The organism is Thioalkalivibrio sp. AKL17 (assembly GCF_000377885.1).
Lineage (GTDB): Bacteria > Pseudomonadota > Gammaproteobacteria > Ectothiorhodospirales > Ectothiorhodospiraceae > Thioalkalivibrio > Thioalkalivibrio halophilus.
In genome coordinates this window covers 53,017-72,177 of the sequence record NZ_KB898764.1, presented here as the reverse complement: position 1 = coordinate 72,177, position 19,161 = coordinate 53,017, and the positions used below count along the sequence as shown (strand labels likewise).

General features: G+C 67.6%; 14 protein-coding genes, 1 tRNA gene and 3 pseudogenes. 4 read left to right on the top strand and 14 right to left on the bottom strand.

Features of this window, described 5'->3' with window-relative positions; all coding sequences use genetic code 11:
* From D577_RS13480 to D577_RS0100335, 4 genes and pseudogenes are all read right to left on the bottom strand, one after another.
* A pseudogene (locus D577_RS13480) lies at positions 1 to 263 on the bottom strand (hypothetical protein); the annotation flags it as partial.
* Positions 264 to 393: 130 nt separating this feature from the next.
* On the bottom strand, positions 394 to 582 hold the full coding sequence (locus tag D577_RS0100340; protein WP_018945623.1) for a hypothetical protein: 189 nt from the start codon (positions 580 to 582) through the stop codon (positions 394 to 396).
* Positions 583 to 596: 14 nt separating this feature from the next.
* Positions 597 to 803 (bottom strand): annotated as a pseudogene (locus D577_RS14410) (IS3 family transposase); the annotation flags it as partial.
* 142 nt (positions 804 to 945) lie between these two features.
* On the bottom strand, positions 946 to 1,716 hold the full coding sequence (locus D577_RS0100335; RefSeq protein ID WP_018945622.1) for a bifunctional 2-polyprenyl-6-hydroxyphenol methylase/3-demethylubiquinol 3-O-methyltransferase UbiG: 771 nt from the start codon (positions 1,714 to 1,716) through the stop codon (positions 946 to 948).
* Between the two features lie 150 nt (positions 1,717 to 1,866).
* Here D577_RS0100335 and D577_RS13475 point away from each other — a divergent pair.
* A pseudogene (locus D577_RS13475) lies at positions 1,867 to 3,292 on the top strand (PLP-dependent aminotransferase family protein).
* A gap of 217 nt (positions 3,293 to 3,509) precedes the next feature.
* Here D577_RS13475 and D577_RS0100325 read toward each other — a convergent pair.
* A tRNA-Ala gene (locus tag D577_RS0100325) sits at positions 3,510 to 3,585 on the bottom strand.
* Between the two features lie 181 nt (positions 3,586 to 3,766).
* Between D577_RS0100325 and D577_RS0100320 the strand changes: the two genes are divergently transcribed.
* Both D577_RS0100320 and D577_RS0100315 read left to right on the top strand, forming a co-directional pair.
* A complete protein-coding gene (locus D577_RS0100320) occupies positions 3,767 to 4,600 on the top strand; it encodes an MBL fold metallo-hydrolase (protein ID WP_051073598.1) in 834 nt (277 codons plus the stop codon).
* Positions 4,601 to 4,664: 64 nt separating this feature from the next.
* Positions 4,665 to 5,090 carry a glutathione S-transferase N-terminal domain-containing protein gene (locus tag D577_RS0100315; RefSeq protein WP_018945620.1) on the top strand — a complete coding sequence of 142 codons (426 nt, stop codon included), beginning with the start codon at positions 4,665 to 4,667 and terminating at the stop codon, positions 5,088 to 5,090.
* 48 nt (positions 5,091 to 5,138) lie between these two features.
* Here D577_RS0100315 and D577_RS0100310 read toward each other — a convergent pair whose 3' ends face one another.
* From D577_RS0100310 to D577_RS0100285, 6 genes are all read right to left on the bottom strand, one after another.
* On the bottom strand, positions 5,139 to 7,049 hold the full coding sequence (locus tag D577_RS0100310) for a methyl-accepting chemotaxis protein (RefSeq protein WP_026288819.1): 1,911 nt from the start codon (positions 7,047 to 7,049) through the stop codon (positions 5,139 to 5,141).
* A gap of 194 nt (positions 7,050 to 7,243) precedes the next feature.
* Complete coding sequence (locus tag D577_RS0100305) at positions 7,244 to 9,154, bottom strand: methyl-accepting chemotaxis protein (RefSeq protein WP_026288818.1); 1,911 nt, start codon at positions 9,152 to 9,154, stop codon at positions 7,244 to 7,246.
* Between the two features lie 127 nt (positions 9,155 to 9,281).
* Positions 9,282 to 10,832: a DASS family sodium-coupled anion symporter gene (locus D577_RS0100300; protein ID WP_018945617.1), complete on the bottom strand. Its 1,551-nt coding sequence runs from the start codon at positions 10,830 to 10,832 to the stop codon at positions 9,282 to 9,284.
* 3 nt (positions 10,833 to 10,835) lie between these two features.
* Positions 10,836 to 11,750 (bottom strand): ornithine carbamoyltransferase, encoded by a 915-nt coding sequence (gene argF / locus D577_RS0100295; RefSeq protein WP_018945616.1) that lies wholly within the window; start codon positions 11,748 to 11,750, stop codon positions 10,836 to 10,838.
* Positions 11,747 to 12,943, bottom strand: a complete 1,197-nt coding sequence (locus D577_RS0100290; protein WP_018945615.1) for an acetylornithine transaminase — start codon at positions 12,941 to 12,943, stop codon at positions 11,747 to 11,749. The genes argF and D577_RS0100290 overlap by 4 nt, the downstream gene beginning before the upstream one ends.
* A 111-nt stretch (positions 12,944 to 13,054) precedes the next feature.
* Positions 13,055 to 13,636 (bottom strand): superoxide dismutase, encoded by a 582-nt coding sequence (locus tag D577_RS0100285; RefSeq protein ID WP_018945614.1) that lies wholly within the window; start codon positions 13,634 to 13,636, stop codon positions 13,055 to 13,057.
* A gap of 231 nt (positions 13,637 to 13,867) precedes the next feature.
* Between D577_RS0100285 and ppk1 the strand changes: the two genes are divergently transcribed.
* A complete protein-coding gene (ppk1, locus tag D577_RS0100280; protein ID WP_026288817.1) occupies positions 13,868 to 15,958 on the top strand; it encodes a polyphosphate kinase 1 in 2,091 nt (696 codons plus the stop codon).
* Between the two features lie 33 nt (positions 15,959 to 15,991).
* On the opposite strand, the gene D577_RS0100275 is transcribed toward ppk1, so the two are convergent.
* From D577_RS0100275 to egtD, 3 genes are read right to left on the bottom strand one after another with little or no spacing between them, the layout of a single operon-like run.
* Complete coding sequence (locus tag D577_RS0100275) at positions 15,992 to 17,512, bottom strand: Ppx/GppA phosphatase family protein (RefSeq protein ID WP_018945612.1); 1,521 nt, start codon at positions 17,510 to 17,512, stop codon at positions 15,992 to 15,994.
* 2 nt (positions 17,513 to 17,514) lie between these two features.
* On the bottom strand, positions 17,515 to 18,018 hold the full coding sequence (locus tag D577_RS0100270; RefSeq protein WP_018945611.1) for a histidine phosphatase family protein: 504 nt from the start codon (positions 18,016 to 18,018) through the stop codon (positions 17,515 to 17,517).
* Positions 18,019 to 18,022: 4 nt separating this feature from the next.
* Positions 18,023 to 19,051 carry an L-histidine N(alpha)-methyltransferase gene (gene egtD, locus D577_RS0100265; RefSeq protein ID WP_018945610.1) on the bottom strand — a complete coding sequence of 343 codons (1,029 nt, stop codon included), beginning with the start codon at positions 19,049 to 19,051 and terminating at the stop codon, positions 18,023 to 18,025.
* Positions 19,052 to 19,161: the final 110 nt, after the last annotated feature.

The following is a 19,161-nucleotide window of genomic DNA, read 5'->3' as shown; positions in this document are numbered from 1 at the left end:
GCCACCAGGCAGTACGCCGAGTCCGCCTCGCCCGCCAATTCCATGGCCTTCTCGATCTGCGCGACAAAGGCGCGGGTGCCCCGAATTCGGCCCTCGTCGCGCAGCAGCAACGCCACCGCGCGCTCGCCGTCGACCGTGCATTCGTGCAGCTCGAACAGTTGGCGCAGGTATGTCGGCAGATTGGCAGGCAAAGCCCGCCCCCAGGTCACGGGCAGCCCCGTCTCCTGCTCGAAGTACCGCGCAAATGCCTTGCCTAGCGTCATCGTCGGGCAACGCTAACACAATTTTCTAACGCTAACATTTTTTTTGTTAGCGTCCGGACATCCTGTTAGCTTCGTTCCGGGTCACCGAGGCAGGAACGGGCACCCCCGCGACAGCCCCCATCCTCGGGCATTACACACCACGCGCCGCCCGCTTCTCGGCCAGGGTCAGGTGGTGATCGTTGATCCGCTCGCCGCCAAAGGTGTCGAACCAGGGGGCCGACTCGACATCCTTGCCGCGATCCTTCTTCCAGTGGATGCTGGGCTTGTCGCGCAGCACACCCGCGCCCTTCTTCTTGATGTCGGCGGTGTTTGTCAACATAGTTGTCCGCTTTTTCATGCGGCGTGAGAACCCGCCGGAGCTTGGATTTCGGCATGCTCCTTCGGTGGGTTGAGCCAGACGTGATCGATCGGTGTCCAGTCCCGGGTGTGGCGGGACCAGCGGGCGGGGTTAGCCTGTTGAGCCGTTTGGTAGACCCGGTGCCGGTTGGCCAGGATCGCGATGTCCTCTCCGCGATGGCGTTGTCCAGGGATGACGAAGCGGCTCGGCTACCGGGCTCCACTCGAGGTGCTGGAGTGGTTGTTCGCAGGGCGTTGGCGGGGGACCGCACGCAGCAGGGGGCAGGCCCGCCCACCACTGGTGCGGACCTGTGTGGGCGGCGGGGGGCGGACCTCCGGGAGTTCCTCAGGTGCGAGGGCGGTAGGCGACCTGCTGAATGAAATCGACCTCGTCACGCTCGTAGGGGGTGGCGAAATCACCGTAACGGTTCACGTTGATGAAGCCGGCATCTTCCAGCAGGTGGGAGACATAGTCCTGGCGCAGGGGGTACATGTTGAGCTGGAAGTGCGCCCCGTCCGGGAACTTGTACTCGAACCGGGCGAGGTAGCGGTTGAGTTCCGCCGGATAGGCCTCCACGCCCTTGCCGGTGTAGTAGTGCTGGTGCTTCGAGTTGTAACCGTTGTCCAGCATGGAATCGTAATTGCGGTGGTCCAGGATGATCATGCCGCCGGGGCGCAGCGCCCGGAAGAAGGCATGCATGGCGTCGCGCCGGGCTTCGTGCTCGAACAGGTGGGTAAACGAGTTGCCCAGGCACACCAGCGCGTCGAAACGCTCTTCGCCCAGCTGGCGGTCGAGCTGAACCCAGTCGGCCACCTGGGTGTGAGCCAGCGTGACACCGAGTCGCTGCGCGTTTTCGCGGGTCTTGGCCAGCATGTTCTCGGAGCCGTCGGTGGCGGTGACCACCAGGCCGGAACGGGCCAGGTTGATCGCGTTGAAGCCGGTGCCGCAGGCGACGTCGGCGACTTCGCGGCCGCCGGCGTTTTTCACCAGCCGCTCGTAGAAACCACCTTCGGATTCGGTGCGGCCTTCCCAGCCGACCAGGTCGTCCCAGTAGTCGACAAAGTCAGGGGTGTACTGACCGTACTGATTGCCGGTGTCGAGGTTCTGAATGCTCATGCAGTGCTCCTTGGTTGCGCGGCAGCTCGCCGCTGACACCGACAAAGCCTACGCCGGAGCCGCGGATCATTGCAGATGTAGTAGGGTGTGCAATGAACCGGTACAGTTTGGGCTATATGAGAACTGTACCGATGGGTTCCGGAGGCAACTGTGACGGAAAGGCCGGCGGCGCATCGCTACGAGGCGGTAGCCAGAGCGCTGGAGGAAGCGATCGAGGCCCGCGTGCACGGGCCCGGTGACCGGCTGCCCGGGGTACGCAAGCTGGCAGCCCAGTTCGGGGTGAGCATTTCCACGGTGGTGGCCGCCGAGCACCTGCTGGAGGATCGCGGGCTGATCGAGGCCCGCCCGCGTTCGGGATATTACGTGCGCCGTCATCCGTGGCGGCCGCCGGAGCGGCCGGCACCTTCCAGGCCGGCGAACGAGCCGGTAGCGGTGACCAGTCAGGCACTGGTGCTGCGGGTGGTGCAGGCGGCCGGCGATCCCGATGTGATCCAGCTCGGTGCGGCGGTTCCGCACGCGGGTTTTCTCCCGGCACGTGGCCTGCGGCGCGCGTTCGCCGGCGCGCTGGGGTGGCCGGGAGCTGGATTACGCATTTCCGCCCGGGCCGTACGAGCTGCGGCAGCAGATCGCGCGGCGCATGGCGGATGCCGGCTGCCAGATTACCCCGGAGGAGGTGGTGGTGACCAACGGTGCCCAGGAGGCGCTGGCGCTTTCGTTGCGCGCGGTCACCGAACCCGGCGACGTGGTGGCGATCGAGTCACCCACGTTCTACGGCCTGCTGCAGGCGATCGAGGCGCTGGGGCTGCGGGCACTGGAGATTCCCACCGATCCGGACGAAGGCATTGTGCCGGAGGCCCTGGCGCTGGCGCTGGACCAGTGGCCGGTGAAGGCGGCATTGCTCATGCCCAACTTCGGCAATCCGCTGGGGCACTGCGCTGGCGACGAGCGCAAGCGTGCCCTGGTGGAGCTGCTGGAGGATCGTGGGGTGCCGCTGATCGAGGATGACGTTTACGGGGATCTGGCCTTCGAGGGGCCGCGGCCGTGGGCGGCCCGGGCGTTCGAGACCCGGGGCGGGGTGCTCTACTGCGGTTCCTTCTCCAAGACATTGTCGCCGGGGTTGCGGGTCGGCTGGGCCGTGCCCGGACGCTTCCGCGACAGAGTGGAGTATCTGAAGTATTCCGGCAGTTCCTCCACGCCCGCCTGGCCGGGACTGGCGGTGACCGACTTCCTGGAGCGCGGTGGCTACGACCGCTATCTGCGCCGAGTGCGCGGTGATTACGCCCGCGCGGTGGATCGCGTGAGCCGGGCGGTAGCTCGTCATTTCCCGTCCGGGACACGCCAGACGCGACCGGCCGGCGGCTTCGTTCTCTGGCTGGAGCTCCCGGAGGCCGTCGATGCGCTGGCCCTGTATCGCCGGGCCCTGGGCGAGGGGATCAGCATCGCACCCGGCCCGCTCTTCTCGCCGACCGGCAAGTACCGTCATCACCTGCGCCTGAACTGCGCTCAGCCCTGGGGCGCGCGCCTCGAACGTGCACTGGCGCGCCTCGGCGCGATGGCCCGGGAAGCCGCTGCCTGAACCGGAATGCCCCCTCGGGATTCGTCTGGGCGTTCTCCACTTCGACTCGCGCCGGACATCGCGTCGCGGCCCGGCGTCCAATGGGGGCGCATCCGACGGGCGCACAAAAAAGCCCCGCCAGTAATTTACCGGCGGGGCCTACCGTTCCTAAGAATGGCAAACAGGATGGTATATATGGCGTTTTTTGCCCTATAACTTCCTGATTTTCTGGGGTGTTTGGTGGAGCGGAGGAGGATCGAACTCCCGACCTTCGCGTTGCGAACGCGACGCTCTCCCAGCTGAGCTACCGCCCCTCGAGATGCTGCGCATTCTAGCAGGGACCCAAGGCCACGGGAACCCCGGCGGCCATCCGGTTGTTCCCGGGAACGGGTCGCATTTCGGTAACGGGTGCCACAATCCGTGCGCCGTTTCGCGTGCGGCATGACAGGCAGCCGCCTAGAATGAGCTTTCTGATCGAGTCATTTGCCACAGCTCATGAGCGCGCATCCTCACATTGATGACTGGCCCCATACCTCTTCGCCGGAGTCCGGAACGAGTCTCTCCGTGCGTATCCTGGGAGCCAGCGGCGGTATCGGGCCGGGTCGCCGAACGACCTCCATTCTGATCGACCGGGACATCCTGATCGACGCCGGCAGCGGCGTGGGCGACCTGGAACTCCCGGAGCTCCAGGCCATCCGGCACGTCTTCCTGACACACTCGCATCTGGACCACGTGGCGTTCCTGCCTTTCCTGATCGACACCGTGTTCCGGGTGGACGCCCCGCCGGTAACCGTTCACGCGCTGCCCGACACCCTGGAAGCGCTTCAGCGCCACATCTTCAACTGGGTGATCTGGCCGGATTTCACCGCCCTTCCAACCCCGGAGCATCCCGCGCTGCGTTTTCGCGCTCTCGAACCCGGCGAACAGATCGACCTCGACGGACGCTGGATCACCGCCCTCCCCGCGAGACACACCGTTCCGGCGGTGGGCTATTCGGTCAGCCGCCCCGACATCGGGGCCTTCGCCTTCAGCGGGGATACCACCTCGACCCGGCACCTGTGGCAGACCCTCAATGAGCTGCCCCGCCTCGACCTGCTGATGATCGAGACCGGGCTGCCGGACGAGATGGATCACCTCGCCGGCGCCACCCGCCACTACACCCCGTTGCAGCTGGTACGCGACCTCGACCACCTGCGGCATCGGCCGAGAATCGCGATCACACACCTCAAACCCGGCTACGAGCAGACCATTCGCGAACAGCTGGCCACCCGCAACAACGGCGACATGATCGTCCTCTCCGGGAACGAGCGCTTCGAGCTGGTCGGCTGACACAGAACACGGACCGGACAGCGCCGCGATTGGTCGCGCACCGGAGCTGTGGCATCCTTGGCGGATGCGACCCCTGATCCGACTCTTTTTCCGCGGCGTGCGCCTGGTTCTCACGCCCTTCATGCTCGTGGGCGAGAAGGTGACCCGCCCGCGCGGAATCCAGCGTGATCCCGAAGAGCAGGCACGGGTGGACGAACAGACCCGCGCCCTCGCGCTCTACCACTTCCCCGCCTGTCCGTTCTGTATCAAGGCGCGCCGTGCCATGCAGCGCCTGTCGCTGGACATCGAACTGCGCAATGCCCAGCCGGCCGGCGAACACCGCGAGACCCTGCAGACGGAAGGCGGCAAGCTGCAGGTCCCCTGCCTGCGGATCGAGGAAGGAGGCGGCAGCGTGCGCTGGCTGTACGAGTCGGGCGCGATCATCGACTACCTCGAGTCGCGCTTTGATCCGGACCGGGCCGGAGCCGACCGCAATACCGAGGGCTCCTGAACCCGCAAATGACAGGGGGCGGCACGTGGCCACCCCCTCGAGACCGGATCAGACCCGGAAGTGTCCAACCCGCTGCTGCTGTTCGGAAGCCAGTTTCGACAGCTCCTCGGAGGCATTCGCGATCTCGCGCGAGCCGCTGGCCGTCTCGTCCAGCACCTGGGTGATGTTGGAGATGTTGCGGTTGATCTCCTCGGCCACCGAGGACTGTTCCTCCGCCGCACTGGCGATCTGCGTGTTCATCTCCGAGATGGTCGTCACCGACTGCGTGATCGACTCCAGCGACTCGCCCGCCTCGTTCACCTTCTCGCGGCTGGAATGCGCCCGGTTCTTGCCCTCTTCCATCGCCTGAACCGCCTCGCGCGTGCCGTTCTGGACGCGTTCGATCATGCCCTGGATCTCGTGGGTCGAATCCTGGGTCCGGCTCGCCAGCGTGCGCACCTCGTCGGCCACCACCGCAAAGCCGCGGCCCTGCTCGCCGGCCCGCGCCGCCTCGATGGCCGCGTTCAGCGCCAGCAGGTTGGTCTGATCGGCGATGTCCCCGATCACCTCCAGCACCTTGTTGATTTCCTCGGCGTCCGTGGACAGCCGTTCGATCACTTCGGCGGTGTTGTCCACCTGCGAGGTCAGGTGGTTGATCGACTGCACCGTCTGCTGCACCAGCTCGCGCCCGGCGTTGGCATCCTGGTCGGTGGTCTGGGCCGCCGTGGCCGCGTCGGAGGCGTTGCGCGCGACCTCGGCCACCGTCGCGGTCATCTCGTTCATCGCGGTGGCCACCTGGTCGACCTCGTCCTTCTGCCGCGTGACCTGACCGTTGGTCTGTTCGCTGGTCGCGGACAGCTCGTTGGCCGCGGCCGCCACCTGGTCGCCACCGGCGGCGACTTCCTTGACCAGGTCCTGGATCTTGCCCACGAAGCGGTTGAACGCCGCCGCCAGATCCCCCAGCTCATTGTTGCCGTCGGCCTCCAGCCGGCGCGTCAGGTCACCATCGCCGGACGCGATGTCGTCCAGGCGCGTGACGGTCTGGCGCAGCGGCCGCACGATGCTGCGCGACAGCAGCCAGGCCAGCAGCAGGCCGAGACCAATGGCGACCACGCCCACCGCCACCACGGTGGTGGTGGCATTGCGGGCCATCGCCACGTATTCGCTGCGATCGACCATCAGCTCCAGCACGCCCACCGGCTCGCCGGAGAAATCCTCCACCGCGCGCCCGACCACGGCCATCGGGCGGCCGTCGTGGCGAACGTTGCGGATCATCTCCTCGCCGTCGAGGATGCGCCGCATCTCCTCCCGACTGAAGGTCGACTCGCCATTGATGGTGCCGGCAAAGACCTCGAAACCGCCATCACGATCGAGGTGTACCGCCACGGGTGATCCGGTTTCTTCGGTGAAGGACTCGAAGAATGCGTCATCGAAGGCCATGCCGAATTCCAGCGAGCCGATGTGCTCGTTCTGGTAGGACACCGGCACCATCCCGCGGATCCCGATGCCGAACGGGCCCTCTTCCAGCCCGGTAATCGGCTGCCGATTGCGGTTCACTTCCAGGATCGTCTGGCGCACGTCCGACAGGTCGTCGCCGTAGTTGTCGGGACTGTGGGTACGCAGGAAAGAGGTCGCCGGCGGCGTATGGAAGTGATACTGGCGCACGTCGTGCTCGTCGCGCAGCTGGCCATATCCCGGCTGGGTCAGTTCCAGCAGGCGCTCACGATCCCCCTCGGCGAACGCCTGCTGAATCACCGGAATCTCGGCGATGGCCCGCGCCATCGATTCGCCCCGTTCGGCTTCCTGCTCCAGCTGGCGGATCAGCAGCCCGCTCAGGTCGTTCAGTTCCCGTTGCTCCGCGCGGTCCGCCATGTTGCCGAGGCTGTTCATCACCACCACCAGCGTGAGCACCACGACCGCCACCACAACGATGGTGACGCCGCCCATCAAGCGCGTTCCGATACGGATATTCCTGAGCATGGCTTTCCCTCTTTTGGTGTTACGGCATTCTGATCGATGCGCATTCTGCCGGGCCCTGCCCGGCCGGATGGCCAAATCAGCATACCTTCACATACTAACGGCGGCCGTCCGGAAACCTTGATCCGAATCGGCCGCCGTCACGAAAACCCATCCTCCGGCACGGGGCACAACACCCCGGCCGGCAGGACCCACGGTCAGACACGGAAGCGCCCGGTGCGCTCCTGCTGCGCCGAGGCCAGCTTCGACAGCTCCTCCGAGGCGTTGGCGATCTGCTGCGATCCGGCCACGGTCTCGTCCAGCACCTGGGTGATGTTGGAGACGTTGCGGTTGATCTCCTCGGCCACCGAGGACTGCTCTTCGGCCGCGCTGGCGATCTGCGTGTTCATGTCCGAGATGCTGCTGATGGACTGCGTGATCGACTGCAGCGACTGCCCCGCATCGTTCACCTGTTCCACGCTGGAATGCGCCTGCCGGCGTCCGTCCTCCATGGCCTTCACCGCGTCGCGCGTGCCGTTCTGCACCCGCTCGATCATCCCCTGGATCTCCTGGGTCGAATCCTGGGTCCGGCTCGCCAGCGTGCGCACTTCGTCGGCCACCACCGCAAAGCCGCGGCCCTGCTCGCCGGCCCGCGCCGCCTCGATGGCCGCGTTCAGCGCCAGCAGGTTGGTTTGATCGGCGATGTCCCCGATCACCTCCAGCACCTTGTTGATTTCCTCGGCATCGGTCGACAACCGCTCGATCACCTGCGCGGTGTTCTCCACCTGGGTGGACAGGGTGTTGATCGCACTGACGGTCTGCTCCACCAGCTCCCGGCCATGGGCCGCATCCTTGTCCGTGCTCTGAGCGGCTTCCGCCGCTTCGGTGGCGTTGCGGGCCACCTCGGCCACGGTCGCGGTCATCTCGTTCATGGCCGTGGCCACCTGGTCGATCTCGGACTGCTGGCGGCCCACCTGTTCGTTGGTCTGCTCGCTGGTCGCCGACAGCTCGTTGGCCGCAGCCGCCACCTGGTCGCCTCCGGCGGCAACTTCCTTCACCAGATCATGGATCTTGCTCACGAAACGGTTGAACGCCGCGGCCAGATCCCCGAGTTCGTTGTTGCCGTCGGCCTCCAGCCGGCGCGTCAGGTCCCCGTCGCCGGACGCGATGTCGTCCAGACGCTCGACCGTATCGCGCAGCGGCCGCACGATACTGCGCGAAAGCAGCCAGGCCAGCAGCAGGCCGAGGCCGATGGCGGCCACGCCCACACCCACTACGGTGGCCGTGGCATTGCGGGCCATCGCCACGTAATCGCTGCGATCGACCATCAGCTCCAGCACGCCCACCGGCTCACCGGAGAAGTCTTCCACCGGACGCCCGACCACCGCCATCGGACGACCGTCGTGCTCGGTCCGGCGCACCAGTTCCTCGCCGCCGGCAATCCGCTCCATCTCCTCGCGACTGAACGTGGAATCGCCGTCGATGGTGCTGCCGAACGCCTCGAAGGTACCGTCGCGCTGCAGGTAGAGGGCCACCGGGGCTTCCGTATCCGCCGTGAAGTCCTCGAAGAAGGCATCGTCAAACGCCATGCCGAATTCCAGCGACCCGATATGTTCACCCTCGTGGGAGACCGGGACGATGCCGCGGATGCCCAGGCCGGCCACCCCTTCCTCGAGCCCGGAGATCGGCCGGCGGTCGCGGTTGGTGTCGACCACGGTCTGGCGAAACCCGGAGAGGTCATCGTCGTAGCGATCCGGACGGTGCACCCGCAGGAAGGACGTCGCCGGCGGCGTATGGAACTGATACTGGCGTACGCCGTATTCCTCGTAGAGATGATCAAATCCCGGGACCGTCATCTCGTGCAGGCGTTCGCGGTCGCGCCGGGCGAAGGCCTGTTGCACGTCCGGAATGGCGGCCACGGCCTGCGCCATCGCGGTCCCGCGATCGGCCTCCTGATCGAGCTGCCGGATCAGCAGTTCACTCAGGTCGTTGAGTTCACGCTGTTCCGCGCGGTCCGCCATGTTGCCGAGGCTGTTCATCACCACCACCAGCGTGAGCACCACGACCGCGACCACCACGAGGGTGACGCCGCCCATAAGGCGGGTTCCGATCCGGATATTCCTGAGCATCTCTCTCTCCCTTGAAGCTTTCTTCGCGCCCGGAGTTACGGGCGCCGTTCTGCGAGTCTCTCGCTCCCGCTAGCGGCCGGCAGCGGCCTGACTTGAGCCGCGCGGGTCACGCTCCCTCCCCCCGCTTTCAGCCCACGTGCCGCAGCAGCAACGGCTCGGCGAGCGCATACACCGCGAGGCTGACCAGCACGATGGCGACCACCGACAGCAGGGCCCCGCCGCGGATCATGTCCACCACGCGCAGGCGATTGGAGGCAAACACGATGGCGTTGGGCGGCGTGGCCACTGGCAACATGAACGCGACCGACGCGGCGAACGCCACCGGCAGGGTCATCAGCCCCACCGGCACGTCCATGCGCAGCGCGAGCGCGGCCACCAGTGGCAGCAGGGTGGCGGCGGTGGCGGTATTGCTGGTCACGTGGCTGAGGGTCATGGTGGCCAGCACCACCCCCGCGATCACCAGCAGCAGCGGCCAGGCCTGCGCGCCCATCAGCGCCTCGGCGGTCAGTTCCGCCAGGCCCGAGGATTCAATCGCGGAGCCGAGACTGAGACCGCCACCCACGAGCAGCAGCACCCCCCAGGGCAGCTCCCGCGTGTTGTCCCAGCACAGCAGCCGCCGCTGACCCGAGGCCCCGGAAGGGATCAGGAACAGCAGCCCGGCCCCGAGGATCGCGATCCCGGCGTCCGTCAGTTCCAGCGGCAGCCACGCCTCCAGCAGGGGACGAAACATCCAGGCCAGCGCCACCAGCAGGAACACCGTCGCCACGCGCAACTCCGCATGGCTCCACGGCCCCAGATCGCCTACCTGCTCCTGCAGCATGCGGTCGAGCCCGTTGAGGCGAATGCGATGCACCGGGAACACCCAGCGGGTCAGCAGGATCCAGGCAATGAGCAGCAGCGTCAGCGACAACGGCAGGCCCAGCAGCATCCAGTCGATGAAACCGATCCCGAGCTCGTAGCGGTCATTGAGAAACGCGACGGTCAGCGCATTGGGCGGGGAACCGATGATGGTGGCCATGCCGCCGATGTTGGCCGCGAAAGCGATGCCCAGCAGCAGCGCCAGGGCCGGACTGCGGCTGTCCGGCGCCATGCCCTGCAGGCCCTGGCCCCCGTCGCGCTCCATCAGCCCCAGCACCGACAGCGCGATCGGCAACATCAGGGCCGCGGTGGCGGTATTGCTGACCCACATCGACAGCCCGGCGGTGGCCAGCATGAAGGCACCCACCAGGGTGTGCAGACCGCGGCCGGAACGCGACAGGATCGCCAGCGCCAGCCGCTGGTGCAGGCCCCAGCGCTGCACCGCCAGGGCGATCGCGAAACCGCCCATGAACAGAAAGATGGTGGGATTGGCGTAGGGTGCGGTAGCCTCGTCCATCGCCACCACGCCGGTCAGTGGCAGCAACGCGATGGGCAGCAGGGCCGTGACCGGGATGGGCAGCGCCTCGCTGATCCACCACACGGCCATGAACAGGGTCAGGCCCAGGACCCGCCAGGCCTCCGGGGCGAAGGCCTCCGGCGGCGGGACCAGCAGAAAGGCCACGAAGACCAGCGGCCCGAGAAACAGGCCGATGCGCGCCCGCAGAGCGCTTCCGGCGGACGTTCCGCCGTGATCGTGTCCGGGACCGCCGCCGGCGCCCTGCGGCGGCGTTCGCTCCCCCTCCCCGGTGGTCTCCTGCATGCGTCAGTCCGCCGCGCGCACCAGGAATTCCATCAGCGCCTTCTGCGCATGCAGGCGATTTTCCGCTTCGTCCCAGACCACGCTCTGCGGGCCCTCCAGCACGTCGGTGGCCACCTCTTCCTCGCGATGTGCCGGAAGGCAGTGCATGAACAGGGCATCCGGCTGCGCGCGATCCATCAGGGCCTGATCCACGAAGAACCCGGCAAACGCCTGGCGCCGCGCGCTCTTCTCCTGCTCCTGGCCCATGCTCGCCCACACGTCGGTCACGACCAGATCCGCACCCGCGGCCGCCTCGCCGGCATCACGGGTCACGGTCACGTGATCGCGGGTCGCCTCCAGCACGGAGGATTCGGGTTCGTAGTCTTCGGGGCAGGCCGCCATCAGCTCGAAGTCCAGCAGATGCGCGGCATACATGTAGCTGTGGCACATGTTGTTGCCGTCGCCGATCCAGGCCACGCGCTTGCCGCGGATGTCGCCACGGTATTCGAAGAAGGTCTGCAGATCCGCCAGCAGCTGCGCGGGGTGTTCCAGATCGGTCAGCCCGTTGATCACCGGCACCGAGGAATGGCGCGCGAACAGCTCCACCTTCTCGTGCTCGTAGGTGCGGATCATCACGCAGTCCACCATGCGCGAAAGCACCCGCGCGGTGTCCTCGATCGGCTCGCCCCGCCCGAGCTGGGTATCCCGCGGCGACAGGAACAGCGCGTTGCCGCCGAGCTGCTGCATGCCCACCTCGAAGGACACTCGGGTGCGGGTCGACGACTTCTCGAAGATCATTCCGAGGGTCTTGCCCCGCAGCAGGTCGTCATGGTGTTCGCCCGCCTTCAGCTGGCGTTTCAGCTCGATCGCGCGGTGCAGCACCGCGCGCGTCTCTTCGGCGGACAGATCGAGAAATGAAAGAAAATGGCGCGGATTCATGCAGAAGCCTCCCTGGTGGCCCCGGATGCCAGAAACGCATCCACCCGGTCGGCCACGCCGTTCGCGATCTGCGTGACCTGTTCGTCGTCGATGATCAGCGGCGGCAGCAACCGGATCACCCGCTCCGCCGTCACGTTCAGGATCAGCCCGGCCTCCAGCGCCTGTCCCACCAGCTCGCCGGCCGGCCGATCCAGCTCGATCCCCAGCATCAGGCCGCGGCCGCGGATCTCCACGACCTCCGGCCGGTGGCCCAGGCGCTCCTGCAGCTGCCGGCGCAGTGCCTGCCCCTGGCGTTCGGCCTGCTCGCACAGGGCCTCCTCCTGCATCACGTCCAGCACCGCCAGCGCCGCGCGCGACACCAGCGGACCGCCGCCGAAGGTGGTGCCGTGCATCCCCGGCCGGAACAGGTCGCGGGCCGCCCCCGCCACCAGATTCGCCCCGATGGGAATGCCGTTGCCCAGCCCCTTGGCCAGGCTCAGCACGTCCGGGGTGATGCCTTCATGCTGGAACGCGAACCACTGGCCGGTACGACCGATGCCGGCCTGGATCTCGTCCAGCATCAGCAGCCAGCCGCTGGCATCGGCGATCTCCCGCAGGCGGCGCAGGTAGCCGTCGGGGGGGATGCGGATCCCGCCCTCGCCGGTGACCGGCTCGACCAGGATGGCCACGATGTCTTCCTGCCCGGCCAGTGCCGCCACCGCGTCCGCATCGCCGTAGGGCACATGCTCGAACCCCTCGACCAGCGGCTCGAACCCGGCCTGGATCTTCGCATTGCCGGTGGCGGACAGGGTCGCCATGGTGCGCCCGTGGAAGCTCCCGTCCATCACGATCACGCGCGGGCGCTCGATCCCCTTCGCCCGTCCGTGCAGGCGCGCCAGCTTGATCGCCGCCTCGTTGGCTTCGGCGCCGGAGTTGCAGAAGAACGCGCGATCCATCCCCGCGAGCGAGCACAGCCGCCGGGCCAGCGTCTCCTGCAGCGGGACCCGGTACAGGTTGGAGGTGTGCACCAGGGTGGAGGCCTGATCACAGACCGCACTGGCCACCCGCGGATGCGCATGCCCCAGGCCGCAGACCGCAATCCCCGACAGCGCATCCAGATAGCGCCGGCCCTCGGTGTCCCACAACCAGGCACCCTCGCCGCGCTCGAAGGCGACCGGCAGGCGATTGTAGGTCTGCTGCAGGAAATCGTTCATGTTCCGTTCTCCAAACGCGAAAGCCGGCGGGTGGCCGCCGGCTTCCGGAATGCGGGTCGGACACCCGGCGCGGAACCCTCTTGCGGGAACCCGCCGGGCTCGTCGCCGATCTTACTGCATCTGCCGGGCGACGAAGTCCCAGTTCACCACGCTCCAGAAGTTCTCGAGGTACTTCGGGCGCGCATTGCGATAATCGATGTAGTAGGCATGCTCCCACACGTCGCAGGTCAGCAGCGGGGTCTGGCCGTCGCGCATCGGGTTCGCGGCGTTCGAGGTATTGACGATCTCCAGCGAGCCGTCGCCGTTCTGCACCAGCCAGGTCCAGCCGGAACCGAAGTTGCCGACCGCCATCTCGTTGAACTTCTCCTTGAAGGCGTCGAACGAACCGAAGGCGCTGTTGATGGCGTCCGCCAGCTTGCCGGAGGGCTCGCCACCCGCATTCGGACCCATGCAGTTGAAGTAGAAGGTGTGGTTCCAGACCTGGGCGCCGTTGTTGAAGATGCCGCCGGCCGGGGCCTTCCTGATGATGTCCTCCAGCGAGGCATTCTCGAACTCGGAGCCCGGCAGCAGGCCGTTGAGCTTGGTCACGTAGGTCGCGTGGTGCTTGTCGTGGTGGTATTCCAGCGTCTCGGCGGAGATGTGGGGCTCCAGGGCGTCCTTCGCGTACGGCAGATCGGGCAGTTCGTAGGTCATGGGACCTCCTTCTTCGCGTTCGTTCGTTATTCGTGGTGATGTCTCGCGGGGACCGCCCCTTCACGGGCGATCCCGAACCCGCTAACGATAGTCACCTTGGGCGGGCGATGCAATTCCCGAGTACACCACTCGACCTTTGCCGGGCCGCCGGTGCGGGCGTCGTGATACCTTTTCTTCGCAACGTAACATCGCCGCTCTGGACTGGACGGATTCCGGATGTACCCGTCCCCGATGCAGGATACCGACTTGGAAGCCAACGACCGTTTTCTCAACCGTGAACTCTCGCTGCTGGAATTCAACCGCCGGGTGCTGGAACTCGCGCGGGAACCCGGCTTTCCTCTGCTGGAACGCCTGCGTTATCTCAGCATCTCCTCGACCAATCTCGACGAGTTCTTCGAGGTCCGCGTCGGTTCGCTGCTGCAGCAGGTCGAACTGAACGTCAGCGCGCCCGGCCCCGACGGCCTGTCCGCGCAGGAACAGCTGCGCCGCATCAGCCCGGCCGCGCACCAGCTGGTGGACGAGCAGTACGCGATCCTCAACGACGAACTGATCCCGGCGCTGGCCGCCGAGGGCATCCACTTCGTGCGCCGCACCCACTGGACGCCGGAGCAGCAGGCGTGGGTGCGGGACTACTTCCGCGAGCAGCTGCAGCCGGTGCTCACACCCATTGGCCTGGACCCGGCCCATCCGTTCCCGCGGATCCTCAACAAGAGCCTCAACTTCATCGTGACCCTGCAGGGCAAGGACGCCTTCGGCCGCGAATCCGGCCGCGCGGTGGTGCAGGCCCCGCGCTCGCTCCCGCGTCTGGTGCGTCTGCCGCCGGAGGTCGCCTCGGGGGACAACGACTTCGTGCTGCTCTCCTCCATCCTGCACGCCCATGTCGGCGAGCTGTTCCGCGGCATGCAGGCCACCGGCTGCTACCAGTTCCGGCTCACCCGCAACTCCGACCTGTTCGTGCAGGAAGAGGAGATCGACGACCTGCTCAACGCGCTGGAGGGCGAACTGCCGCAGCGCAACTACGGCGCTGCCGTGCGTCTGGAGGTCGCGGACAACTGCCCCGAGGAGGTCGCCCGTTTTCTTCTGCAGCAGTTCAACCTGACGGAAGAGGCCCTCTACCAGGTCACCGGCCTGGTCAACCTCAACCGGCTGATGGCGGTCCACGACCTGGTCGACCGCCCGGATCTCAAGTTCCCGCCGTTCGTGCCCGCGCTGCCGCGCCCGCACGTGGGCGCCGAACAGATCTTCCACTGCGTGCGCGAACACGACCTGCTGCTGCACCACCCCTACGAGTCGTTCATGCCGGTGGTGGAGTTCCTGCGTCAGGCCGCCAGCGACCCGGACGTGCTGGCGATCAAGCAGACCCTGTACCGCACCGGCACCCGCTCGCCACTGGTCGAGACCCTGATCAAGGCCGCGCGCAACGGCAAGGAAGTGACGGTGGTGATCGAGCTGCGGGCGCGCTTCGACGAGGCCGCCAACATCGAGCTGGCCAACCGCATGCAGGACGAAGGCGTGCACGTGACCTATGGCGTGGTCGGCTACAAGACCCACGCCAAGCTGGCGCTGGTGGTGCGCCGTGACGAAAACGGCATCAACCGCTATGCCCACCTGGGCACCGGCAACTACCACTCCGGCACCGCCAAGGCGTACACCGACTACGGCCTGATGACCGCCGATCCGGTGATCACCGAGGACGTCCACCGGGTGTTCCAGCAACTGACCGGGCTGGGCCAGGTCTCGCGCCTGCGGCGCCTGATCCAGGCCCCCTTCCGGCTGCACGACGCGATGCTGGAGAAGATCCGCCGCGAGGCCGAACATGCCCGCGCCGGACTCCCGGCACGCATCGTCGCGCGCATGAACTCGCTCAACGAGGCGGCGATCATCGAGGCGCTGTACGAGGCCTCGCAGGCCGGCGTGCGCATCGAGCTGATCGTGCGCGGGATCTGCGCCCTGCGTCCCGGGGTGGAAGGGCTGTCGGAGAACATCGAGGTGCGCTCGGTGCTGGGACGGTTCCTCGAGCACTCGCGGGTGTTCTGGTTCGGCAACGACGGCGAACCGGAGCTGTACCTCTCCAGCGCCGACTGGATGCCGCGCAATTTCTTCCGCCGCGTCGAGGTCGCGTTCCCGGTGACAGATCCGGCCATGCGCGAGCGGGTGGCGGAGGAGTCGCTGTTCGCCTATCTGCGGGATACCGCCACGGCCTGGCGCCTGCTGCCGGACGGTCGCTACCAGCGCGTGACGCCGGCGGAAGGCGAAGCGCCGTGGTCGGTGCAGCAATGGCTGCTGGACACCCTCTCGGGGACCCAGACCACCAGCGGGTAACGCCCGGACGCGCAGCCCGGGCCCGGATCCCGGTCAGGCGAACTCCAGGCGAACCCCGACCCGTTTGAGTTCCACCGCCTCGGCCTCCAGATCGGCGCGGGTTAGCGGGTGCGCGTCCAGCCAGCCGTCGGCGAAGGTCAGTTCCAGGCCCGCCGTGCGCGGGCGCACCGTTTCCAGCGGCAGCGGGTCGTCGGTGCGTGGGCGGTGCAGCAGCACTGCCAGCCGCAGCAGCACCACGAGATGCCGAAAACCTTCGTCGTCCCCGGGACGCGGGTCCTTCAGCAGCGAGGGCTTGAGCTTGCGCCGATGCAGCCGCACCAGGCGCGCCAGGTCCTGCTGTTCCGGCCGCGAGAACCCGGGCAGGTCGGCCCAGTCGAGGATGTATTCCCCGTGCTTGTGGTACTTCGCGTGCGACAGCGCCAGGCCGATCTCGTGCAGCTCCGCCGCCCAGCTCAGGCGATCGCGATCATCCGCCACCAGGCCCAGCTCGTCGGCCACCTGCTCCGCCAGCCAGTCGGCGGTGGCCTGCACGCGCCGCGCCTGTTCCGCGTCCACCGCGAAGCGCTCACGCAGGTGATGGATGGTGCGTCCGCGCACGTCGGCGTGGCGGATGCGACCCAGCAGGTCATGCACCACGCCCTCGCGCAACGCACCGTCCGAGGGATGCAGACGCTCGATTCCCAGCGCGCGGAAGGCCCCGATCAGGACCGCCAGCCCCCCGGCGATCACCGGTCGGCGGTCCTCGTTGAGCCCCGGGAGGTCGTCCAGATCCGCGCTGCGTTTCTTGCGGATCATGCGCTCGCGCAGGGCCTCCAGCGAGGCCAGCGTCAGCCCCGGCTCGGGGTCCAGCTCCAGCCCCTCGACCATCCGGCTGAGGGCCAGGATGGTCCCCGACGAACCCAGCGCCTGTTGCCAGCCGAGCCGGCGATAGGCGCCGACCAGCGGCTGCAGCTCGCGCCCGGCCTGCAGTTCCGCGGCCTCGAACGCACGCCGGGTCAGGCGCCCGCGCGGGAAAAACCGGCGGGTAAAGCTGACACAGCCCATCTCCAGGCTCTCGGCCCGCTCGGTCTCGAAACGCGCCCCGATGATGAACTCGGTGCTGCCGCCGCCGATGTCGATCACCAGACGCCGGTCCCCCTCGTCCGCGAGGGTATGGGCGACGCCCAGATAGACCAGGCGGGCCTCCTCGCGCCCGCCGATGATCTCCACCGGGTGCCCCAGCGCCGCCTCGGCGCGCTGCAGAAAGCGATCGGCGTTGCGCAGCTGGCGCAGGGTATTGGTACCCACCGCGCGCACGCTGCCGGGCGGCAGCCCGCGCAGGCGCTGGCCGAAGCGTTCGAGGCAGGCGATGGCGCGTTCGGCCACCGCCGGGTCCAGCCCGCCACGGGCATCCAGCCCGCTGGCGAGCCGCACCATGTCCTTCAGCCGGTCCTGCATCAGGACCTCGCTGCCCTGACGCCGCGCCACGATCATGTGAAAACTGTTGGAACCCAGGTCCACCGCCGCGACGGTCTCGACCTGCCCGGGCTGGCCGGCCTGTCCCTCGTTCGTCATGGTCAGGCCCCGCCGAGGCGCTCCAGCACCCCGCGCGGCAGGTGCCAGACCAGGTGCAGCGGGCCGGGCAGATGGCCGCCCAGGCCGCAGGCATCGCCCTTGCCCATGGCCACCGGCGCCGCGCCGCCGGACAGCCCCAGAAGGCGGCCGGCGAGGCGCGACAGATCCGGCTCGTGCCCGACCAGCACGATACTGCCGCCGTTCTTCTCCTTCTGCAGCCGCTCCTGCAGCTCGGGGCCCACCAGCTGCCCCGGCCGCAGGCAGTCCACGGTTTCCGCCTCGCAGGCCAGCGCCCGCGCCAGCGGCGCGGCCGTCTGCGCCGCGCGGTGCCAGGGGCTGACCCAGACCCGCGCCGGCTCCGCCAGCAGCGGCACCAGTGCACGGGCCATTGCCGCCGCGCTCGCTTCGCCTTCACGGGTCAGGGGACGATCGCGGTCGGGGCCGTCGAATGCCGACGGATCCTCGGACTGGGCGTGGCGCAGCAATACCAGATCGGGCCGTTTCACGGGATCAGGCCTCCGGGTCCGGGCGCAGCATCAGCAGCGAATACCAGCCATCGCCGGCCAGCCACTCGCGATCCCGCAGCAGACCGCTGCCCGCCAGCAGCCGGTCGATCATCGTCGCGTCGAACTTGCGCGAGATCTCGGTGCGGATCACTTCGCCCGCGGTCAGTTCCAGGGTGGTGTCGAACGCGTCCACCCGCACCTGCTGCGGGGCCTGCGCCACCAGAAGCATCTCGATGCGCGAGCCCCCGTGATTGAACGGGGCGCGATGTACGAAACCGCGCTGGTCGAAATCGGCCCCCAGTTCGCGGTTGAGCACCGACAGCAGGTTCAGATTGAAGGCGGCGGTGACCCCCGCCGAATCGTCATAGGCCGCCTCCATTACGTCCACCGGCTTGACCCGATCCAGACCCAGCAGCAGGTGGTCATCCGGTCCCATGGTCCGGCGGATCGCCTGCAGCAGCGCGATCGCCTCGGCATCCTCGAAGTTCCCGAGGCTGCTGCCGAGAAAGGTGAACAGACGGGCCTCGCCGTGACCGCTCTCCGCCTGGTCGTCGGTCAGGGCCTCCAGGGCGGCGATGTAATCACCCGCCAGCGCCCGGATGCTCAGCTGCGGAAATCGTTCCACCAGCCGCACACCGGCCTCGTCGAGGATCTCCGGGCACACGTCGTTGGCGACGTAATGTGCCTGCTCGCCGGCCGCGCGTTCCAGTGGCGCCAGCAGGTATTCGGTCTTGCGCGAGGTGCCGCTGCCCAGCTCCACCAGCGTGGATGCCCCGGCAGCCGTAATGATCGCCTCGGCGTTGCGCTCCAGCAGCGAGGCCTCCAGACGGGTGGGATAGTATTCCGGGGTATCGCAGATGGCGTCGAACAGCGCCGAGCCGCGGGCATCGTAGAAATACTTGGGTGGCAGGCTGCGCGGGGGTTCCAGCATCCCGGCGCGGAAGTCGGCGAGCAGTTCGGCGTGCGCGTCGCGAACCTCGACGGTGCGGCGGGAATAGCGCTCGGGAATGCGCTCGGCGGGAGATGCGGCCATCGGGGGTTCCGTCGTCCTGGGTTTTCCGGCACGCTAGCATGAAAACCGCGACGGCTCCCAGCACCGGAGTGCTTCGCCGGGACTTTCTCCGAACCACCCCGAACCGCCGA